The organism is Elusimicrobiota bacterium, assembly GCA_026388075.1.
In the GTDB taxonomy this organism is placed as follows: Bacteria; Elusimicrobiota; Endomicrobiia; order Endomicrobiales; family JAPLKN01; genus JAPLKN01.
Window position 1 is genome coordinate 1 of the sequence record JAPLKN010000061.1, and the last position, 22,222, is coordinate 22,222.

14 protein-coding genes are annotated in these 22,222 nt (G+C 37.2%); all 14 read right to left on the reverse strand.

Features of this window, described 5'->3' with window-relative positions; genetic code table 11:
* The coding region (locus NT145_03170) for a M48 family metallopeptidase (GenBank protein ID MCX5781693.1) at positions 1-10,897 on the reverse strand (10,897 nt) is incomplete at its 3' end.
* A gap of 35 nt (positions 10,898-10,932) precedes the next feature.
* Positions 10,933-11,430, reverse strand: coding sequence for a hypothetical protein (locus NT145_03175; GenBank protein ID MCX5781694.1), 498 nt, complete (start codon positions 11,428-11,430; stop codon positions 10,933-10,935).
* Positions 11,431-11,798: 368 nt separating this feature from the next.
* Positions 11,799-12,224 (reverse strand): ATP synthase F1 subunit epsilon, encoded by a 426-nt coding sequence (atpC, locus tag NT145_03180; protein ID MCX5781695.1) that lies wholly within the window; start codon positions 12,222-12,224, stop codon positions 11,799-11,801.
* Positions 12,225-12,307: 83 nt separating this feature from the next.
* A complete protein-coding gene (gene atpD, locus NT145_03185) occupies positions 12,308-13,726 on the reverse strand; it encodes a F0F1 ATP synthase subunit beta (GenBank protein ID MCX5781696.1) in 1,419 nt (472 codons plus the stop codon).
* Positions 13,727-13,908: 182 nt separating this feature from the next.
* Positions 13,909-14,754, reverse strand: coding sequence for an ATP synthase F1 subunit gamma (gene atpG / locus NT145_03190; protein ID MCX5781697.1), 846 nt, complete (start codon positions 14,752-14,754; stop codon positions 13,909-13,911).
* 2 nt (positions 14,755-14,756) lie between these two features.
* Positions 14,757-16,298, reverse strand: coding sequence for a F0F1 ATP synthase subunit alpha (gene atpA / locus NT145_03195; protein MCX5781698.1), 1,542 nt, complete (start codon positions 16,296-16,298; stop codon positions 14,757-14,759).
* On the reverse strand, positions 16,295-16,654 hold the full coding sequence (locus NT145_03200) for a hypothetical protein (protein MCX5781699.1): 360 nt from the start codon (positions 16,652-16,654) through the stop codon (positions 16,295-16,297). The genes atpA and NT145_03200 overlap by 4 nt, the downstream gene beginning before the upstream one ends.
* Complete coding sequence (locus NT145_03205; protein MCX5781700.1) at positions 16,635-17,159, reverse strand: ATP synthase F0 subunit B; 525 nt, start codon at positions 17,157-17,159, stop codon at positions 16,635-16,637. The genes NT145_03200 and NT145_03205 overlap by 20 nt, the downstream gene beginning before the upstream one ends.
* Positions 17,160-17,267: 108 nt before the next feature.
* A complete protein-coding gene (locus NT145_03210) occupies positions 17,268-17,477 on the reverse strand; it encodes an ATP synthase F0 subunit C (protein MCX5781701.1) in 210 nt (69 codons plus the stop codon).
* 445 nt (positions 17,478-17,922) lie between these two features.
* Entirely contained in the window at positions 17,923-18,654 is a 732-nt protein-coding gene (gene atpB, locus NT145_03215) for a F0F1 ATP synthase subunit A (protein MCX5781702.1), read from the reverse strand.
* Between the two features lie 386 nt (positions 18,655-19,040).
* A complete protein-coding gene (gene phoU, locus NT145_03220) occupies positions 19,041-19,697 on the reverse strand; it encodes a phosphate signaling complex protein PhoU (protein ID MCX5781703.1) in 657 nt (218 codons plus the stop codon).
* A gap of 79 nt (positions 19,698-19,776) precedes the next feature.
* Positions 19,777-20,181 (reverse strand): arsenate reductase ArsC, encoded by a 405-nt coding sequence (locus NT145_03225; protein MCX5781704.1) that lies wholly within the window; start codon positions 20,179-20,181, stop codon positions 19,777-19,779.
* Positions 20,182-20,297: 116 nt separating this feature from the next.
* Complete coding sequence (gene pstB, locus NT145_03230) at positions 20,298-21,074, reverse strand: phosphate ABC transporter ATP-binding protein PstB (GenBank protein MCX5781705.1); 777 nt, start codon at positions 21,072-21,074, stop codon at positions 20,298-20,300.
* A 216-nt stretch (positions 21,075-21,290) separates the two neighbouring features.
* Positions 21,291-22,142: a phosphate ABC transporter permease PstA gene (gene pstA / locus NT145_03235; protein ID MCX5781706.1), complete on the reverse strand. Its 852-nt coding sequence runs from the start codon at positions 22,140-22,142 to the stop codon at positions 21,291-21,293.
* Positions 22,143-22,222 lie beyond the last annotated feature (80 nt).

A 22,222-nucleotide genomic window follows, 5' to 3' on the forward strand; every position in this document is an offset into this window, starting at 1 on the left:
CGTTAATAAATTCAAAAAGAGGAAAAGCCAGGGTTTGGTCAGCCATAGCTTCCCCCAACGCCTGAGCCTGCTCTCCAACTAAATCTTCTATTTTTCCCGGCTTCGCACCGATAGGAAGAGCCTGATTTGCTCTCCATGCCAAAGTGAAACGAATCATTTCTTCAGTAAATAAACCGTATTTGTTTTTTGTATTATTTAAGAAGGCAGTAAGATCGGATTGAAAGCTTATATAATCAGGTGAGATTTTAACAGCATTGATGAAACTGTCTCCATCGTCTCCAAGCTTTCCTAACATATTTTGATGGCCCAAAAGCATCAAAAGTGAAATTGCCTTAGGAGCCTTTTCTAAAAACTCCTCATAAATTTTGTTCTGTTTAAGTTTTTCTGAAATATCGCCAAATAGTCTAGCAAGGCCAATAAGTATAACAGTATTAATGTATTCTGATTCCGGATATACGCGCATTTGGGCCAATATGTCGTTTAAATCTTTAAATGAGTTCACCCGTTGAGATTGTTCAAGCAGATATTTTATCTTGCTGCATGTATTCAGTTCTGCCTGAACATTTTTTGAATACGGAGAAAAACTGCTGAGGTTTTGCCACAATGCTCCGCTTACAATAGAATTGATATATTTTATTCTTTCCTTATCGTTTAGATGGATATCCTTTAGTTCAATAAAAGTTCTAAAAATGTCTGCATATTCTTTACTCAGTATTTCCTGTTGACTTTCTATTTCCTTAGCTATTTCAAATATTTTTGTAGCTTCAATAACATTGTAACCGGCTTTATTCATCAGCTCGAGCGCATAACGGTCGGCATCCCATTCTCTACCGAACGCCCGAGCGGCGGTTTCAGCTTTTCCTTTTGTTTCGTACTGAACAATGTGCCGTATTTCGTGAGCCATAACAAAACTTAACGCATCTTTATGAAACCCTCGTTTAATTAGTTCTCTAAGAAGACCTGTAGATATTACTACAGTTTTTATGTGGGGAACACAAAAGCAATTAATAGTATCGTCTTCCATAAGATATAAAACGGCCCCGTCAACCCCAGCCGCATTGCAAAGTTTATCAAACACTTCTTTTGATTCATCAAACATATCGGCAAAAGGAGAGTTTTCCGGTTCGGTTATTAGTTGCTGATTAAACTTCAGTGTCCGGATAAATCTCAAGCGTTCTTTGAGGTTATGCTGAAAAGCAGTTTCCTTATCTCCAAAAAACTCTTTGAGCAAAATATCAATGAGACGAGATGAATCATTTTCCCATCCGTCTGCCCACGCATTAATAATAACAGAATTCCTGCTTTTTTTAGATACTTCTACTTTTCCGATAATTAAGCCGGATGAATTCTTTATAAAAATAGTATTATCCTTGAATGACAAATTAAGGATATGCTTTTTTACCATATATTCAATCATGTATTTACTTAAGGCGACGGGGTCATCGCTTAACGGGGCATAAAGGCTTATTGTGTTTTCCTTATCGGTATAGCCAATATTTCCTTCTGTGTCTAGGCTATTGAATCTTTCATAGATAACCGTAGGCACCCTTTTAAGCAATCTTTGAAGCATTGTTTTATATTTATCCGCCGACTCTTTGACGATGTTTCCAACTGAACGAGGAGTATACTCTGAATTTTGCCTCGGCCTGTGTTTGCTTTCACCAATAGGCAGACTAACAGGCTGCTTAAGTTGAGCTTTGATAAACTGAGCAAAACTACTAGAATAATATTCAGTTTGCCACGGCCTTATGAAATAAAGTTTTAGGCTGAACCCAACAGCCGCAACTGTTAAAAAACTTCCAATAAAGGCAATTATGGCAATAAAAATTACTCCTAATCCTAATGAAGAAGCTATAAATAGACCTAATAAAGCTCCTATAAAAGCTGGCGCTATTTGAGCTGCCGAATAGGGTTTAGCTTCTCCTACGCGTTTAGAAAATAGATGAATTAGTTCGTGGCCCAGAATCCCGAACAGATACAAAACCAACCATTGAAGGAACCTGTGTCCAACAAGCCTATCAAACACTGTCGGGTTTACTTGGATTTTTACCTTATTAACTGCCGCTCGCATAAATGATATTCCGGAGGAACCTTTCTCAAAATGTTTCTCAAATATTTCTAAATTTGTTCCGGGCTTTGGCTTTGCACTCTTGGGACGAGCTTTAAGCAAACCGATAATAATCAACAAAATCGTCATTATTATCGCCGGAACAAACATGGCAAATACTAATATTGGAACAAACATTGCAAAACTTGATACCCCGCCCAGAACAAACGCCGAAATAAAACTGGATATTCCCCCAATTATCGCCGTCAAAGGAATAACCTTGGCTACATCTCTTACTAAAATATTTCCGACATTTTCCCCGAGGGCTAGAGGTTGTGCAGCTGGAGCGGCGGCAGGAGCAGCTTTTCCGCCGGTTAGCAACGGCGAAACGCCCGCCAATAGGTCATTAACACTTTTCATTGTTTCAGATTCTATTTCTACTTGAGGTTCAGAATTTCCTATTTTTTCGAATATTTTAATTAAAATATCTTCTGATTTCTGCAAGAAATAATCTCTCAGTTTTTCATCATAGGGAATTTGGTTTTTTATCCTTTCTAAAATGTGAGGAATTATATTCTTTTGAATTACGTCTAATTTTTTACTCAATTCAAACTGTGGATACCATTTAAGTTGTAAATAAATGGTGTCGATGGCCCCTTTCATAGTTTTAGGGAATTCTTCTATCAGGTCGAGACTATGGTAATAACGATCAATCTGATAAAAACTCAGTCCCGCCGGATTTCCATTCAAAGTTATCTCTTTGTTAAGATATTCGCACCATTTTCTTTGTAGTTGAGGCACGACGTTTTCGTTAACCAGTACGGGAGCATTGTCTGCTCCTCGTCCGGATTTTGGAAGCGTATTCTCGACTATTCTTCCTCCCGGGCGGCCATAACCCGTTATACAATAAAATGAATGAAGCAATTTTTTTGCAATCAAAAGGTCGTTTGTTTTTACTAAAGCAGTTTCATTCGGTCCAGGTCTATAGGTGAAGACAAGAGGGTTATCTTCATTTCTCGGCAACTCCGTTATTGGGCTATTTTTTGTTGCCTCCGGAAATAGTAACTGAAACATAGCTTTATTGAGCCGTATATATGCGTCATCCCCAAGGGTTCTGAAGGAAATCGCCTGGTTAAGCAAAGCTTTTATATCCGATGGGAGATTAATTTTTTTGTCTTTAATGATTTCGTTTATTTGCTCATAAATTAATAAATAGTCGGACAATCTCTCGTTGATCTTATCAACAATATCTTCATCAGACATTTTTGAGAATTCATGAAAAGGATCAGTTTCAAACCCGGAGGAACCCCTGCAATACATCAGCAATTCATCGATACCTCTAGCAGGCCCCGTTCTGTGGGCATCGTAGTCAGCATCTTTTGGAATTGTTTTTTTAAATGAAGAAACATCTATTTCATCGTAGCCGAAACCGTATCCATCAAGAAGTCTGCAAACCCCTAACAGAAATTTATTGGCAGGGCCAAAAGGTATATCAGAATAGGTAATTTCAATAGGACTGAATTTTATATCTTTATTGATCCTCTGGCGTTCTTGGCTGTTTAGTTTCTCGTCCACTCCTTGACTAAAATAATAAGGATTTGCCAACCGATTATTTACAACATCATAGATTCTATCTGAATTTAGCAATTCTTCGCTTACACCTCTCATATCAATATTGACATCCATTTCACCTTTAACCCTAAAGCAATGAACGCCCAGCTTAACATTTATATCAAATCCGATTACATATTCCCCGGGACTTATTTCACGTTCTATCAACGGGACATTGATTGTTATTTCGTGATCCGTTAGTATTGGGAATAAATCAACCAGGAAACGGCTTATGACTCCGTAACCTTCTGGCTTACCTAACCGTTTTAAACCGTTGAAAACAAACACTGCTTTGTCGCCTTCCCGGCGCACAACATATGTTCGGGGAATTAAAAGCCATAGCCCATGTAAAGCTTGAAGAAATGAATCTATACTGGTAAATTCGAATTTATCAGGCGCATACACTAATGCTTCAGGTGATTGATTTGCTGCTTTTCCAGATTGAGCAAGATTTTCTATCATTTGGTCTTCATTATCGGTATTCTTTAAATTTTCCAACCTAACAATGCTTTCCTTAATTGCCATAACGTATTCGTTGTAATTTTTCACCAAATCGAATTGATGTGAATCAGTGCCCACAATGATGCCTTGACTCCTTTCAACTTCTTTTTCAATTTCCTCATCAGATTTATTGACAAAGGTTCTTTTTAGTTTTTCTATCTCTATTTCGTGATTCAACTGAAGCATCTCTATGACTGTCTTTGCCATTTCAATCGTATTTTCAATGGCAGACACATAATTCTTTTTCCTGTCCTTTCCCTTGAGAAATTCAACTTGGTTTTCACGGCAGGCATCATTGTATTCAAGGGCTTTAGCAACGTCGTCAGACAGCGCTTTTTCATCAATCGGGCGAACGGCAAGAGCAACAGCAGGTTTCCCAAGGGCCTGGGGTTTTTTTTCTTGAACTGGGACGGCAGGTCCCCGATTTTGTGCCAGCACGCCAAGCCCTTCGAAAGCGTTCCGACCTTCAACAATATTTATTATCATAGTTACCAGATTAATTGGGTTTAAGATAGTGATATTGTTATTACCATGCAGCACCGTGGTTATTGCAACTAATGTGTTTGCTTTAGCAACTAATTTGTTTCCTTCAGCAACTAATTTTTCTGTCTCTTGTATTATTGCTTCCGGAGCCATTAAAGTAGTCAATGCCGCCGCCGCACCGCTTACTGCCCCCTGATTTGCTGCTCTCAATCCTATATCACGGATAAAATTAGTTTGTTTTTTGATTTCATCAAATCTAAATTTTTCTTCATTAGTTTTTAATGTTGATCTGAATTCCTCTAAAGTCAAGTTATCCGATGAGTAAGTTGGAAAGTGTTTCATAATAAATTGTTCGGGATTAAACGCCAATTCGCTCGCTTCCCATTCAGGAGCAAGATATATCGCCGCATAGATATGAATATAAAACTCATCAGCTTTGTCGCCTAGTTGTTCTTGGACAACTGGTTCTGTGATACCTCTCTGCTCAGCATACTTAACCGCCATCTTACGCGCATCCGGCCCTCTTTTAGGATCAGCGAATATTTTTCTTGCCTCATCCACCGTTAATTCGGTAGTCATTATTCGCTTAGTAGGCCCCGTAGGCGTCTTGGCAGCAGGCGAAATTCTGCCTTCGGCACCTGTCTGAACCGCAGCCCCCACAGCTCCTTTTAACGATATTTCCCCAAGAGCTTGGGGCTTTAGATTGTTGAATCCTGCACCGATGTCTTCAGCTTCACGCAAGAAAGCTTCCCGAGTTTCTTTAGTTACCTCTGTTAAATCCAACTTACTCCTGCTATAAAACAGCGTGTAATTTATTAGAGACAATTCATCGCTCCGTTTTTTAAGTTCTTTTAATTGTTCTACTGGATCTTTTGCAACTATCGGAATTATAAATACACCTCTGGCCTTCAGCTGGTTTATGTCAGGATAAGGAATATTTCCGTAAACCTCTACAGGTACTCCAATTGCAATAAAGTTTTCATGGGCATCACCTAATGCTATAAGACAATCCTGGGCCATATCTCCAATTAATTCATTATCAGACCATTGCTCAAGTTCTTCTTGATGAGAAATAAGATTTTTATAATTCATTGATTCAAATATTGGTTTGTCATTTTCATCAAATTCAATAGCGTCATTCATTATCATTTTGAATATTGTGCGGGAAGTTTGTTTAATTTCTTTTTTTAGATCAGGATAGTTTTCAAGTAGATTAAGGAGATAAGTAAGCGTATCAGGATAAGGGAATTCAGCCAGTGTCTTAATCGCCTCCTTTTTTGCATCTATGTCTGCCATCTTATCCGAAATAAGATTTTTCAGTGCCTGAACACTCAATCGTTTGTACTCACTTTCGTAATAATCAATTACGCCTTTGTACATCAATAATGATTTTAAATATGCCCCCAATTGAACTATCCGATTTTCAAATCTTATAGGCGACTCACCAATAATCGGCCGAGTTTTAAATCTAGTTGCATCAATGCTGAAACCATGAGGTACAAAATCTGCTATCTTGGTTACTGCTTCAATCAACTTTACGGCCTCATCATAAGTCATTTTAAAATCACGCATAATATTTTCAACCTTCAACTTTGGATATCCATCAAGCCTTTTAGTAAATTCGTTCCTGGGAGAACCTATAAAAATTTGAACATTTATGCTTGAATCGGTTTCTCTTATTTTATTCAACTCATTATCAACGAATACCCGGTCGTCTAGCTGCTGTTGAGTCATATATTCAGGAGGTATCTTTCTCAGTTTCCATAGATATTCTCTTAAGCTTACCAATTCATCCTCACCTACATGTAGATCTCTTTCTTTTAGAAACCTATTGCCCAGTTCTGCCTTTAATTCTTCTTCATCAAATTCACTCATATCTTTTCTTGTATTTTCTTCAATCGCATATTTTGTTATAAAATCCCACGAACCGTCAGCAAGCTCGTCTACCAGGCATATGCTTGGAACTATACTTTTTCCATCTAAATCTGATCTTCTAAGATTTGAAAGTATTGGCGTAGATTTTATTCGTTGATAAATACCGTTTATTGCATATATGTTTGCATTCAGATCGCTAAAACTTTTTATCTTGATAACTTCTCGCTTTTCTATAGATTCTTTCTTTTCTCCTCTCGTTACTGGATCATATTTAATAACTTTAACATCGGTAATTGCGGGTTCTTTATTATATTTTTTTTCTCTATAAACCTCTGCTATAAGTCGTGAGCCTTTACCTTTTTTGTCATAAACAGGAATTATTTCAAATCGGTCCCCTTCAGAATTTCGCCAGACTTTTGCTTTTCTGAACCTTAAATAACCCTCAAAATCAAGTATTTTAATTTTTTCCTCTTTATAATAAACGTCCCGGAAATAGTCCATAACAGCCAATTGCAATGCTTTAAAATCTTGCACATGTTCATCTGCGCTTTGCTCACAGTAGTGTTCTATAACATGGCTTATTTCACCAGATAATGTTATTCCGAGCACATCTTTAGATACAAACAACATATAGTCGTATTCCTGATATCCTCTTAAAAGTTCTTTTATGTACGCTGAAGTAAATACGCTTCCTGCAGCTCGGGCGAGAAAAACCCATCTCTGAATATCCTTTTCAGGAAGAAAGTGAGCAAAATATGGATTGTAGTGTGCAAGATCAAGCATATCTTTGTAAGAACAGCGGTTTTCGCTCCTTTGTTCGCCAACAAAAAAATCTTTGGATGATTCTACAGGTATTACTTCTAAATCTTTAAGTTTTTTGCCTCCAATTTCTCTTTCCGGATATTTAATGATATTGATCAAGCCTGGAAATTCAGGCGTATTATTTCCGTAGACATAATTAATGATTCGCCTATATTCCGGTGAGTTATTGTCGGCAATTCCGCTTAATATAATCTGTGCGCGTTCTTCAAGTTTATCTATTATTTCATCAGCAGTATACGGCCGGTAACGGTTATTTTTAAGTTTGAAATCCTGTGTCGCCTCCATTACTCTCCAGAAATCAGTGAGATTTGCCTCATTAACTATGAATTTAATTGAAATTTCGTTTTTTTCTAGGTTAACATCTACATTAGAATTTATGCGGATATTCTTACTAAGATATAACCCTCTAATTCTACGAGCTATTTGATCTATATCTTTTTGAGCATCTTCAGGATATAGGAATTCTAACCTTAAAGAATCGTAAGGATTATCCATTATAATGCGGAAACGACCAAAAAATTCTTCCTTAGTCATTTCTGGAGGTTTAAATTCTTCAACGGCCTTCCATATTGCACCTATTATGCTAAAATGATCGCGATTACTTAACTTTTCACTAAGCACTCCTTCCTGTTTAGCCTTTTTAATTGCTTGAACTATCTGTAATGTAATATCGGTATTATATTTATATTTTTCCATTGCTTCCGCCAACGCATTTACTGAACCGGAATATGGATATGTCCCTAATACTTTTATAGCTTTTATGAGATCTCTTTTTGATGAATTTTTATCTTCCAAAACTCTTTTTGCATTTAGATATTTTTTTCTTTTTTTTGCAAACTGAATTTCTGCATTACGATTTCTTAAATTTTTTTCCACAGGAATTCTGGATATATATTCCAGCAATTCCCTCTGGACAGGATTAGAGTAATAAAGAAATGTATTGTAGGTTTTTATATTCCTTGGGAGATTATATTTTTTGAGAAACTTATTATATTGCTTGGATGCGGTATTCTCATTTAAGTTTAAGTACTCATTTGTTTCGTGTTCAACAATGAGCCTGAACATTTTCCTCATTTTTGCTGTCGCTTTTTTCTTTTGCGGTGGCGATTTATTCTTTAATGTTTCCCAAAATGCCTGATGGATATAGATAGTAAAAGTTCCATCAGCATTTCGCTCAATTGCCGAAAATGCCCAGGCATTCTCTTGTATCAAAGATGCATCATAACTTGTCATAATTTTTATTTTTGACGGATCAGCTTTTCCTAAAAGTTTCTGAGCCGCCCCTTTTTTTATTCGCTCTACAAATTCTGAGTCAGAAATATCTAAATATTCGAATTTTCGCCCCTTAAACATATCCAAGAGGAGCGTATACGCGATGTAAGAATATTCCGTAAGAAATTCTATAAGCCCTCCAACATTTTGTTCGCGAATCAACCTATTTCCAAGTTCTTTATCCTCAGGAGAATTAATTCTATTAACCATTTCATTAAAATGGCCGGTACCAAGAGTTGAGAATATACCCTTAGCAACAATCGAAGGAATATCTTTTGCCAAAAAAGCCGGTATTTGCGACTTTTTTTCCATTGATGGTTTTTCCCCAGCTTTAATTTCAGCAACTTTCGCCTTTTCTCCCGCCATAAACTTTATTTTATTTTTTTCTAGAGAAAATACTAATTTGGAGGTTTCGGTTTTATATCCTTTGAATTTAAAAGAAAAGGTTTTGCTTTCTTTGCTGTACTCAAATTCTACTTGAGGAAAGGTATCTAAAAGATTGCTGTTCCATTCTTCGGCAAATTTTTGAAATACTTCTAAAACGTCTTTTTCAGTGATTCTTTTTTTTATGTTTACAAGTTTTGTTAATTCCTCTTCAGCCTTAGATACTGCAGTCTTCAAAACTTCTCTTTCAGCATTTGATTTTATCAAGGCATTTTGAGATTCCAACTGCTGGCAAAGATTCCATAATGCTATTGCTTGGGAAAGAATCCTTCCCTGCTCTTTTGCAAGCGCTTCATAAAGCTGGTCAGAATATTTGGTGTCTGTGCTTATGTTTGGAGTGATAACGATATAAGAAATGCATTTTCTTTTTAACAGGTCAGTTAAGCTTGAAGTATGGAATCCTCCGGTAACTACTACTCTAATATTTTTATCTTTTGTCATTGGATCAGAAAATGCATTCTCTACGGCTTTACCTGTAACGTTTTCTTTGGGAGGCAGTGATTTGCTTTCCATTCCAAGCAAATTATTTAAAAAGTACTCGTTTCTATCTACATTGACCTGGTAAAATTTTTCGGTAATGCTCAAATATTCAGAAAGCTGAATCATAGAGCCGTCATAAGTGTATTTAGACCAGAGATTTTTGAAATCCTCAAAATTCTTCTTTATGTAATCGTAATCTTCTACAGATATTTTTGCTTCCAAGTAATCTTTGAATTTATCTAAAAAATAGCCCAAAAATACTATTTCTTTTTCGGACTGCGTTTTAGACAAATTTGATTTAATTTCTTTTATTAGATCTTTTTCTTCATTAACAAGGTTTAACGGATTTATACTTTTGCTGAAAGATAGATAGTCAAAGAATTCCTTCAAATCGGGATAATCCTTCTCCAGATTTAGATTATAAATTGAGGCGATTTTCAGCAATATAAAATATGCCAAATCCATATTTTGAAAATTATTGGTCTTTTCTACTATCCCCTGATAGACTGAATATGAATATTTATTTTTTATAAAACTTACATAATCTCTAATATCTTCGCTGATCTTTTTGTATCTAAGTGTCCTTTGAAGTTTAGACAGCTTTAGAAGCTGATTAAGATTTTTATATTTCCCCGATTCTATGCGCAGTTTTTTTGCATATTTATTTAGCAGTAAATAATACTTCTCGGTGGCTATCATTCCCAACTTGTTTTCAGAAATTAATCTTTCCAACCTTTTTTGCCTTGAATTGTAGTAAACGGATTCAGTGTTTCGTAATGTTTGTTCCATATTTAGAATTATTGCAACCGCATTTTTTTTCTTTTCCTCAATATCTTTAAGCCTCACAAGATTGTCAAAATAAGGTTTTTCTTTCTCAATGCCGAATAAAAGATCCTTCTTGTTTGATATTACGCTGTAATATTCAGATCCCGTTAAAAGGCCTTGTTTTAAGAGCGCGTTTATTAAAAAATCTTTGAAATTTTTGTTTTTTATGCCTGAAAATCTTCCCGTACTGACTTTTCCGATCGCCCCTTCTACATATACTCTATTTAGGTTAAATTTTTTGTCCAATAACGAAAGAACTTCGCTTATTTTCATCTGCATTTCCGGATGGCAGTGCAGATCCTGAATCGCAATAACAAGCTCTTTCCCTTCATAATATCTTGAGTCGCTTACTCTGGCTAAGGTGAACGGCATATCAAAAGTTCCAAACAACTGTTTTATTATTTCTTCGTCCCTGGCAGTATCAACAATTGCATTAATGCCCTGAACCATAACGGAGGAATAGATAAAAAAGGCTGCAGTTATCAATGCAACTGTTTTTTTAAAACTAATGAGATGTTTAAGAATTTTGCTGTTCATTTTACACCTCAAAAAGAAAACCCGGCTTATGAAATTCATAAACCGGGCTTAAAAATCTTCCTGTAAATTACTGCTTCATATGGAATACTGCTCCTGGGACGCAATATTAAAAACAGCATAAATAAACATAGAAATCTGGTTATAAAATCGGGCGGACACCTGCTTGATGTATTAATTAAGTCATTTGAAATTGAATAAAAATTATTCAAAAACAATACTGTTAAAATTCCTGAAAAGAAATTTGTCAGCTCATAATTAGCAGAAATTGGAACAATAAATAAACTATTTTTTGCTTTTTCGCTTTTTGGTTTACCGGTATCGCTGGTTTCATTAAAAGAACTATTCGTTTTCATGAAAGAATTCAATATTTCAATAGGTAAAGAGCAGAGCTTTGATGCATAGCTGAAAATTGGCAATTTGTAAAAAATACCGGCTTCTGAAGAAATACTTGATATTTCAATAAATATTCCTCCACCCAAAATGTTTAAAATAACAAAAAAAACTAAGATTATTGATATAATCTTCGGCTTCATAAGAATCTCCTTATCCCCTATTACTTATATAACCAGGAAATCCTTATTCGTCAAGATTTTTTTGGAGGTGTAAAAAGGTAAGAAATAATTGAAAAATAGATAAGAATTTTGGAAATTTTAAAAAGGAGAGTATTAATTATAAGGTATATCAATATTTTGAATGAGGCTGCTGCTAAAGTCAAGTAATGTCACCCCGTCCGCCCAGGGCGGATCGGGGTCTAGCCCTTGCTTGTTGTCATCCCGAATTTACTTGCCCCGCTGACTTGGTTTCAAAGAAACCATGCGGGGGTTCGGGATCTAGTCCTTGAGATGCCGATCCGCCCGAGGCGGACGGCATGACAAAAATGGGGTTCGGTAACAGCTTCAAATTATATATTTTTTTTTCTGCGTTTTTTTAATCTTTCCGCAATTTTTAATTCCATTGCATATTTTTTTAAATCTTTTTCAGCGGCAATAAGCCCTTCTTTATCTTTGGTTTGCTTTAAGGCTTCTTCTGCCTTTGCTTTGGCTTCAGCTATTTTCTGCATTTCAATTTCTTCAGATCTTACCGCATAATTTGCCAAAACATTAACCTTATTTTCGGATATCTCAAGAAAACCTCCCGAGATTGCAATTGAAATACTTTGTTTTTCTTTTTTTACTAATATTTCACCGTCAGAAAGTTTTGTGAAAAGAGGGGCGTGTCCGGGCAAGACAGCTATTTCTCCGGTAGTGGTTGGAAGGATCACTTCGGACACTATGTCTTTGTAAATACTGCCTTCGGGCGAAATTATTTCAAGCGAAAATATTTTCATATTTTAGTAATGAGTAATTAGTTATTAGTTCATAGTTAACGACATAAACATCAACATTTTTCTCTGAACTACGAACTCTGAACTCATAACTGTCTCTTAGACTTAGCAACTGCTTCTTCAATTGTTCCGACCATATAAAAAGCCTGCTCAGGAAGTGTATCATATTTTCCTTCTATGAGCCCTTTAAAACCCTTGATAGTTTCTTCAATAGAAACATATGCGCCTTCCAGACCGGTAAAAGCTTCAGCAACATACATCGGTTGGGTAAGAAATCTTTGAATTTTTCTTGCCCGGGCAACGGTAAGTTTATCCTCATCTGATAATTCTTCAATACCCAAAATTGCTATTATATCTTGCAAATCTTTATATCGTTGTAGTATTCTTTTCACTTCCATTGCAATATTGTAATGGTCGGAACCTACCAAATTAGGGTCAAGAAGCCGCGAAGTTGAATTAAGAGAATTAACCGCGGGATAAAGGCCCTGTTCCATAATCGCGCGATCCAAAGTTATTGTTGCATCAAGATGACCGAAAATTGTCACCGGCGCAGGATCAGTATAATCATCAGCAGGAACATATATCGCCTGAACTGAAGTAATTGATCCTTTATTCGTTGAAGTTATCCTTTCTTCCAATTCACCTATATCCTGCGCAAGATTCGGCTGGTATCCTATAGCTGACGGCATGCGCCCCAAAAGAGCTGACACTTCACTGCCTGCCTGCGCGAATCTGAAAATATTGTCAATAAATAACAAAACATCTTCTTTTTTCTCGTCCCTGAAATATTCCGCCATTGTTAATGCGGTAAGCCCTACTCTTAGCCTGTTGCCCGGAGGTTCATTCATCTGTCCAAACACTAAAACTGTTTTATCTAAAACATTTGATTCTTTCATCTCTATCCAGAGATCGTTCCCCTCCCTGGTGCGTTCTCCCACGCCGGCGAAAACTGAATGGCCGTGATGAACCATAGCAATGTTTCTTATTAATTCTTTGACTATAACAGTTTTGCCCACTCCTGCGCCGCCGAATATCCCGATTTTTCCGCCCTTAGTGAAAGGCGCCACCAAATCAATTACTTTCAACCCTGTTTCAAGAATTTCAGATTTTGTTTTTTGTTCTATTAAAAGCGGCGGTTCTCTGTGAATAGGCATAAGCTTTGCTTTTTTCTTATCTATAGCAGAAAGCCCGTCAATAGTTTCTCCTAAAACGTTGAATATTCTTCCCAATGTTTCGTCCCCTACCGGGACGCTGATCGGTTTATAAGTTCTTTTTGCCATTGTTCCCCTTTTAAGGCCGATCGTCGGCCCCATGGCAAGCGCCCGCACTTCAAAATTTTCAAACTGAAATTCGGTTTCAAGAATTAGCTTTTTCCCGTCCTGCTGTGTTATCTCAATAGCTTCAAATACTATCGGGGCATCTTCTTTAAAACGGATATCCAAGACCGGCCCGTTAATCCTTATTACTACGCCCTGATCTTTTGTTAGGTTATTGTTCCCGTTCATAAATATTCCTCGATTTTGTATTAAATGTTAAGTGATAAGAATTAAGTGACCCGATAGGGTCATTCCCGAATGTCCCTATCGGGAATCTATTTCCAAAATACTGGATCCCCAATTATCCGCCGCGGCGGACGGGGATGACTTCTAACCAGATGTTGCTTACCCCTTATCCCTTACCACTGATTCTAAGCAAACTGGTTATTTGACTGGTCCAGTATTTCATTTGTAATTTTTTCCTGACGCAATTTATTAAAATTAAGCGTCAAATATTCAGTGATTTCTATGGCGTTTTCTTTAGCGTTGCGCATTGCAGTCATACGCGCGGCCTGCTCCGAGGTAAATGCCTGAATAAATGCATTATAGAATTTTACTTCCAAATAATACGGCATAAGTTCATAAACCATGTTGCGAATCCCTGTTTCAAAAATATAGGGAAGCTCTCGCGTTACTAAATCCTTCTGAGGCTCTATGGGCAAAAGCTTATAAACAATGGGACGCTGAATCATTAAATTTTTGAATTCGCTGAAAATAACTAAAACCTCGGATACCTTTCTTTCAATATAATATTCTTTTGCGATTTCTAAAATAGGATAAATAAACGAATATGAAGGAAAAGAAGTCCCCATCGGAAAAGACGCAATAAGATTAAAGTCATATCGCGCGGAAAAAGTTTCAACTTTTTTCCCTATTGTTATCAAGTAATTATTTCTGTTCCCGTAATCAATTAATTTTCCAAATAGATTTCCCGGAAGCCCGCCGCATAATCCTTTATCCGGAGAAATCGCGATTATCAGTTTTTTTGTAGAAGGATTTTTTGTCAAAAAAGGGTGCTGCAGCTCGTGCGTGTCTTTATTTGATAAAAATCTTGAAACTATATAGGTAATTTTTTCAGAATAGGGACGGTTATTTATAACCGCTTTTTCCGCCTTTCTGATTTTAGACGCGGAAATCATCTCCATTGCTCTCGCAATCTGGGATATATTTACTGCGGTGTTTATTCTTTTTTTTATAACCTGAGGATTTTCTGGCATAGTTAAACCGAAGATTCTTTTGTTTCTTCAATCTTAAAAGAAAACTTAAATTCACCGATCACCTTATTAATTTCTTGTGAAAGAGCCTCGTCTATCTTGTTGCCTATACTAAGCTTTTCAACTATATCTTCTTTGTGGGCTTTTATATATTCAATAAGTTTTTCTTCGGCTCTCCCGACCTGATTTAAAGGAATATCGTCAAAATGCCCGTTTGTTGCGGCGAAAATACTTAAAATTTGCGATACTTCGTCATATAGTTTATATTGCGGCTGTTTCAATGTCTCAACAATTCTTTTTCCCCGCTCAATTCTTTTTATTGTCGCTTTATCAAGATCGCTTCCGAACTGGACAAATGCCTGCAGTTCCCTGAACTGCGACAATTCCAGCCTTAAAGGCCCCGCAAGCTGTTTCATTGGTTTGGACTGAGCCGCTCCGCCTACACGCGACACCGAAAGTCCGGAATTTATTGCGGGCCTAAGGCCTGAATTAAATAAATCTGCTTCAAAATATATTTGCCCGTCTGTAATTGAAATAACATTTGTCGGTATATAAGCTGAAACATCGTTGGCTTGAGTTTCTATAATCGGAAGGGCCGTCAGCGATCCGCCGCCGAACTCATCAGAAATTCTTGCGGCCCGCTCTAAAAGCCTTGAATGGAGATAAAAGATGTCTCCGGGATATGCTTCTCGGCCGGCAGGCCTTCTTAAAAGAAGAGAAAGCTGTCTGTAGGCCCATGCGTGTTTTGTAAGATCGTCATAAATAACCAGGACATCCTCGCCCTTATCCATAAAATATTCGCCTATCGCGCATGCCGTAAACGGCGCTATATACTGCAGTCCGACATGGTCAGAAGCGCTGGCAGAAATAACGATTGAATACTCAAGCGCTCCTTCTTCTTCAAGCTTGGCAATAATTTTTGCTATCTTTGATCTTTTTTGGCCTATAGCGCAGTAAATGCATATTACCCGCCGCAGTCCCAGATCAAGTTTTTTCTGGTTCAGCAGGGTATCTATCGCGATAGCAGTTTTTCCCGTATTTCTGTCACCGATAATAAGTTCCCTTTGCCCCCTTCCTATCGGTATTAATGTATCTATCGCTTTAATACCTGTTTTAATTGGTTTATCAACCGGCCTCCTCATTACTACGTCAGGCGCAATTTTTTCCAGAGGATAAATTTTATCCGAAAGAACCAGGTCAGTTCCGTCCAGAGGATTTTGAAGCGGATCAATTATTCTTCCGATAAGGCTATCCGATACATTTATTCCCAGCACCTTTCCGGTAGAAAATACTTTCATGCCGGTTTTAATTTCCTCGGATTCAGAAAGCAAAACTATATATGCAAAATCTTCATCCAGATTTAAGATAACCCCTTTTGTTTTATCCTCAAACTCAACTTCCTCGCCGAATCCGGCCTTTGACAAACCCGTGGCTTTTACTATGCCGTCCCCGTAGTATTCCACCACTCCCTGATTCATCATTTCAGGAGCGAATTCAACACTGAATAATTTATCTTCAATTTGTTTTAGAAAATTTTCTGCTTTCATAGGCTCTCTTTAATCTGGTTGTAGCTTTTATTTATTAACTTTCTTAAACTGAGCTCCAAGAGACTGTCTTTATATTCAATCTGAAGCCCGGCCCCTAAAGATTCTACCGTTTCAAAATTTATATCAACATCTTTTCCTGCGAATAAGCCTTTTAAAGTCTCTTTGATGTCTTTATCGGGCGCATTGGCCGTTCTTATATAAACCTTTCTATTTGCTATTTCCTGCCTGAGATAAAATAAGTAAGTTCGGAGTTCAGGGCGAGTGAGCTTTTTTAAAACATATTGCTCTACCTTTTCACTCGTTTCTTTATCAGAAACAGTCAACACGGCAAGTTTTTTAAGATTTACCCTGTTCATAAATATTTTTGTCTTCCAATTTTTTTACAGCCTTATTTAATACAGCATTTTTTTCTTTATCGTCAAAAAGAACGGGAATAACGGTAGAAAGTATTTTTTTTGAAATATCCAAAGACATAATTTTAATTTGTTTTTCCATCTTTTTCATTTCATTTTCCGCTTCTTTTTTTGCTTCAGATATAATTTTTTCGGATTCCTGTTTTGAATCCTCAACTAGCTTGCGCTTAATATCTTCCGCGGCTTTTCTTGTATTTTCCATCATCAGATGTATTTCCTGTCGAGCCGCTATAATTATTTCATCTTTTTCTTTCTGTGTTTTTTCTAGAAGCATTCTTGCAGCATCAGCATCTTCTAATCCTTTGGCAATTCTTTCCTTTCTTTCTTCAAGGACTTTTTTCAGAGGTTTAAAGAAAATAGCTTTAAGAATCAGAAAAAGTATTAGAAAATTGACTATTTGAGCTATTAATAAATATTTATCAAGGCCTAGATCTTTTAAGAATTCCATTTGGTTTCACCTGATTACACAGATTTTTGACGAAGATTACACAGATTTAGTTGATACAAAATCTTCTTAATCTGTATCTTAATCCGTGTAATCAAGGGCCTTTAGGCCCTATTTCATAAAAGCAAGAATTAGCGCATAAATCGCTATTGCTTCGGCAAAAGCCATTGCAAGAAGCATCCCGATGATAATTTTCCCGCTTGCCTCAGGATTTCTTCCTATTGATTCCATAGCTTTTGCCCCTATAAGACCTATGCTTAGAGCAGGAGCAAACGCTCCTAAAGCAATAATAATACCGCCAGTAAATGTTATTGTGGTCATTGATGTTCACCTCCGTTCAATTAAATTTAAAATCAAACATCAAATATCAAAAATAAAAGGGACCAGGCTTCAGGGTCAAGTATCAAGGGTCATGGGTTAAAGAAAGTCTTTACTTGCTACTTGCCCCTTGCTACTTTTATTACATTTTGTCATTTTTCCGCCCAAGGCGCCGCGCCTGCCGGCGGGCAGGGATCTGTCTAGAGCATGAGATCTTTGATGTTTGATATTTGATTTTCCATTATTTGCTGGTCAGTTTATAAATCTTTTAGTTTTAAATCAAATTTATAAAGTCTGCTTTTAATTTTATTTTTGAATTTTAATTTGTCATTTTTCCGCCCAAGGCGGATCTGTCTAGGGCATGAGATCTTTGATGTTTGATATTTGATTTTCCATTTATGCATTCCCACAATTTTAAACCAATTAAAATCTATCTAGGTTTTCAGCACTAATGCTCTTCATGTTTCATAGTAGATATGCTCATGAAAACCATGGTTAGCATTGAAAATATCAATGCCTGGACCACTGCTTTAATAAGTTCTAAGAATAAAAATGGCAATGGCCCCAGAAATGCAAATGAATAAAGTGCCAAGGAAAGCATAAACTCACCAGAAAAAATATTTCCGAAAAGCCTGAATGAAAGTGATATTATCCTTGTCAATTCTGATATTATTTCAAGCAATCCGACAAAAAGATAAACGGGATTTAGAGAAAAGAACTTAATTAAGTATCCTTTGAAGCCCAAAAATTGAATGCTCATCAGATTTGTAGCAAAAACTGATATTAAAGCAAGAGCAAGGGTAACATTTAAATCGCTTGTTGCAGCCCTGAAAATCGGAATATGCTCGTTCCCCGTTGCGGGCGTAAGAACTATTGTCTGATACCCGGGCAAAAGTCCTAAAAGATTGGAAATAAAAATGAAAAGAAAAAAGCTGACAAACCAAGGAAAAATAGTTTCCGCTCTTTTGCCGGTGCCTGCAACATCCTCAATGAAACCATAAAGCACATCAATAAAGGATTCAATAATATTCTGAAGTTTGCCTGGAATGAGAGATATTTTTTTTCTTAGTAAAAATGCTATGGATAGAATTAATATATCCGCCAAAACCGTAGACGTAACGGTATTTGTGATAGGAAATCCTAAAAAATGCGTTAATACTTCTGCTTTTAGAGGAACCATTAAATTTATTAAGGTTTCAAACTAAGTATGCTTAACTGCCTTGTTAAGGATGTACTACAATTCTTTCTATGCTTATAGTATAAAATAAATGTTTTTCTGTCAAATTATTGATTTTTATAGGATTTTTTAACCCAGATTTTTCAACAGAAAAATCTGCACAAAGTGCCGCACCATTAAAAAGTAATGAAAAATGAAGCACCTTAAATGAGTGTTAGATGAAGATCTTGAGAACGTTTTGTTTGAGTAATCTCAAATGGTGCGGGGTTAACACAGCCCGCCACGGGAGGGCTGCCCCTTCGGGGCAAATTTTGCATTCTGATGCAAAATTTGGGTTTAATTTCAAACGGAAAGGAATAAAGCGGAATTTTTACTGCCTTTTATTGTGATTATTTTTCTTCTTTGTGGTGCTTAATAACTCTTCCTTCAGCCAAAAAAAGCACATCTTCTCCAATATTGGTGGAAAGATCGGCTATCCTTTCTAGATTACCTACAATTCGAAGGATGTTCAGCGATCGGTCAATAGTCTTTGAATCCTCCGTCATAATAGTTGTAAGTTCTTTCGAAATGCTGCCTTTCAGATCATCAACAAGACTATCCCGTTCACAGACAGCTTTTGCAAGCTTTCCGTCCTCATTTACAAAAGAATTAATACTGTCCGATAACATTCCAATAGTTATTTCTCCCATTTTTGGCAGATCAACCAATGGTTTTACATTAGGATAATCAACAAGATATAATGCGCTTTGAACAATATTGACGGCATGGTCTCCCATTCTTTCAAGATCAGTGGACATTTTTGATGCCATAAGGATTAATCGAAGGTTTTTAGCTTTGGGTTGGAACTGGGCTATAATGTTTGTGCACATTTCATCCATTTCCAGCTCATAATTGTTTGCTTTCGGTTCATCTTTATCCATTACTTCTAAAAGAAGTAATTTGTTTTTTTCAATAAGCCCTTTCATAGATTTCCGTACCATTCCTTCCACAAGCCCAGCATATTCCACAATATGCTTCTTTAGTTGAATTACTTTTTCCTCAATCATTTTTATCTCCCCGCCCTTTGGGCGCGGTCTCGCCCGTTTCCCGTCAAGGCGGGAACGAGGCGGACTTTTTAATGTTTACTTAAAAATTCTTTTTTATCCAATTTTCGATTTCATCCCGAGTTTCCCGAAACGGCTCCAGGCGTTCATCAAAATCAGCATATTCTTTTGAAGGATCAGGAAAAGAATGATGTATAATTTTTTTAGCCCCAGGAAATATCGGGCACGATTCTTTTGCACTATCACACAGCGTAACAACAACATCAAATGTCTTATCAATAAATTCCTTAATGCTTTTTGATTTTTGACCTGATATATCTATCCCGATTTCCTTCATAACCTCAATCGCAGACTGATTAACCTGTGTCGGGTTTGTTCCCGCGCTGAATACATCGTAGTCAATTCCGCGTAAATGCCGCATTAATCCTTCCGCCATCTGCGACCGAACTGAGTTATTTGTGCATAAGAATAGCATTCTTTTCTTCATAATATCCGCCGCCAGCAACCTGCAACCAGTTACCGGAAATAAGTCTTTGTTTTCTCTTTGGTCTTTTTATCTGTAGTTACCGGTCGCCGGTATCTGGTAACTGGTAACCGTATTTATCATCCAAATCTCCCCGATAAATACTCTTCCGTCTTCTTCTCTTTCGGAACAGTAAATATTTTTTCCGTTGTATCATATTCTATCAGCTCGCCCAAATACATAAATGCTGTATAATCTGAAACACGTGCGGCTTGCTGCATATTGTGAGTAACAATGACTATTGTATAATATTTTTTCAAATCTAATAAAAGTTCTTCAATTTTATTGGTAGAAATCGGATCCAAACTGGCACATGGTTCATCAAAAAGAATAACCTCAGGATCAATCGCAATACATCGCGCTATGCACAATCTCTGCTGCTGCCCTCCGGAAATTCCCAAAGCGCTGTCACTTAGACGGTCTTTTACTTCATCCCACAACGCAGCTTTCTTTAAAGATTCTTCTACTTTTTCCATGATGGCCGATTTACTTTTTTTACCGTTGATTTCCAAGCCGTATGCAATATTCTGATATATACTTTTTGGAAACGGATTAGGTTTTTGAAAAACCATCCCAACTTTTCGCCTCAATGCCACTACATCAACTGTCGGCTCAAGAATATTTTTTCCGTCAAGCATGATTGAACCTGCGGCTCTTGCGCCGGGGACAAGATCATTCATTCGGTTAAGCAAACGGATAAAGGTAGATTTCCCACAGCCCGACGGGCCTATGATTGCCGTAACCTTTTTATCAAAAATGTTAAATGAAAGATTTTTGAGCGCTTGTTTCTGCCCGTAAAAGAAGTTTACGTTATTTACTTTTATCCTGGTTTCAATCATTTGTTTTTCATTTAGCATTTATCCCCCTTTGAGCCGTTTATGAGTGAGATTTTTTTCGGGAGCGGTCGGCGAGGACTGTCCGAAGCCCATCTTGGCGAAGCCGAAGGGCAAGTTCCGCAGCCGCCGAAAAAATATCGAAAGAATGGCTCACGGGGTGAATTTCTTTTGAATACTTTTCTTTGTTCAAGCAAAGAAAAGTTTTCCGGGGTGCTGGGGCGGGTAAGCCCCGCGATTTTAATGTCCATAGCTGCTCCTGTTTTTCTGTCTAAGATATATCGCAAGGCCTGAAACTGATAATACAAGCACTAAGAGAATAAGCGAGCATCCGTATGCAATAGCGGTTTGCTGTTCGGGATGGGCACCTTCAGTCATTAACGCATAGATATGGTAAGGTAGTACCATAGTCTCGGATAATATGGAATCCGGATAACCATGTTTATAAAATGTTGCCGCTGTAAAAAGTATCGGCGCGGTTTCACCGGCCGCCCTGCCGACACTTAATATTATTCCCGTAAGGATACCGGGCAAAGCCGTGGGCAATACCACCCTTTTAATGGTCTGCCAGTGAGTGGCCCCAAGGGCCAAAGACGCTTCCCTCAAAGATAGGGGCACAGCTAATAGAGCTTCCTGGGAAGCAGAAATAATTCCAGGCAAAATCAGTATCCCCAATGTTAAACTTCCTGAAAGTATTGATACTCCGAAATTGAAAAATTTTACAAATACTACAAGCCCAAAAAGACCAAACACAACTGACGGCACGCCCGCAAGATTATTTATACTCATGCGGATAATGTTTACAATTGACCCTTTGGGGCTGTATTCGTTTAAGTATATTGAACACGCAAGACCTAAAGGCAACGCAAAAAGAATTGCACCTATGGTTAAATAAAAAGTTCCCACTATAGCCGGAGCTACGCCCCCGGCTGTCATCGCTTTACGCGGTTCCTGTGTAAGAAACTCCCAGGAAATAACGCCCATCCCCCGGACAATAATAAAATATACTACAGCTCCTAGAAAGAACAGCGTAATTAAAATGCATATAGATAATACTATAAAACCAATTTTTTGTTCAATTCTGTTTTTCATATTTTTACTCGTGAACGCCTTTGCTTTTCTATCTTCCATGCCCCAATTTTAATCTGTAGTTCCGTGAAATCATTTCAGCA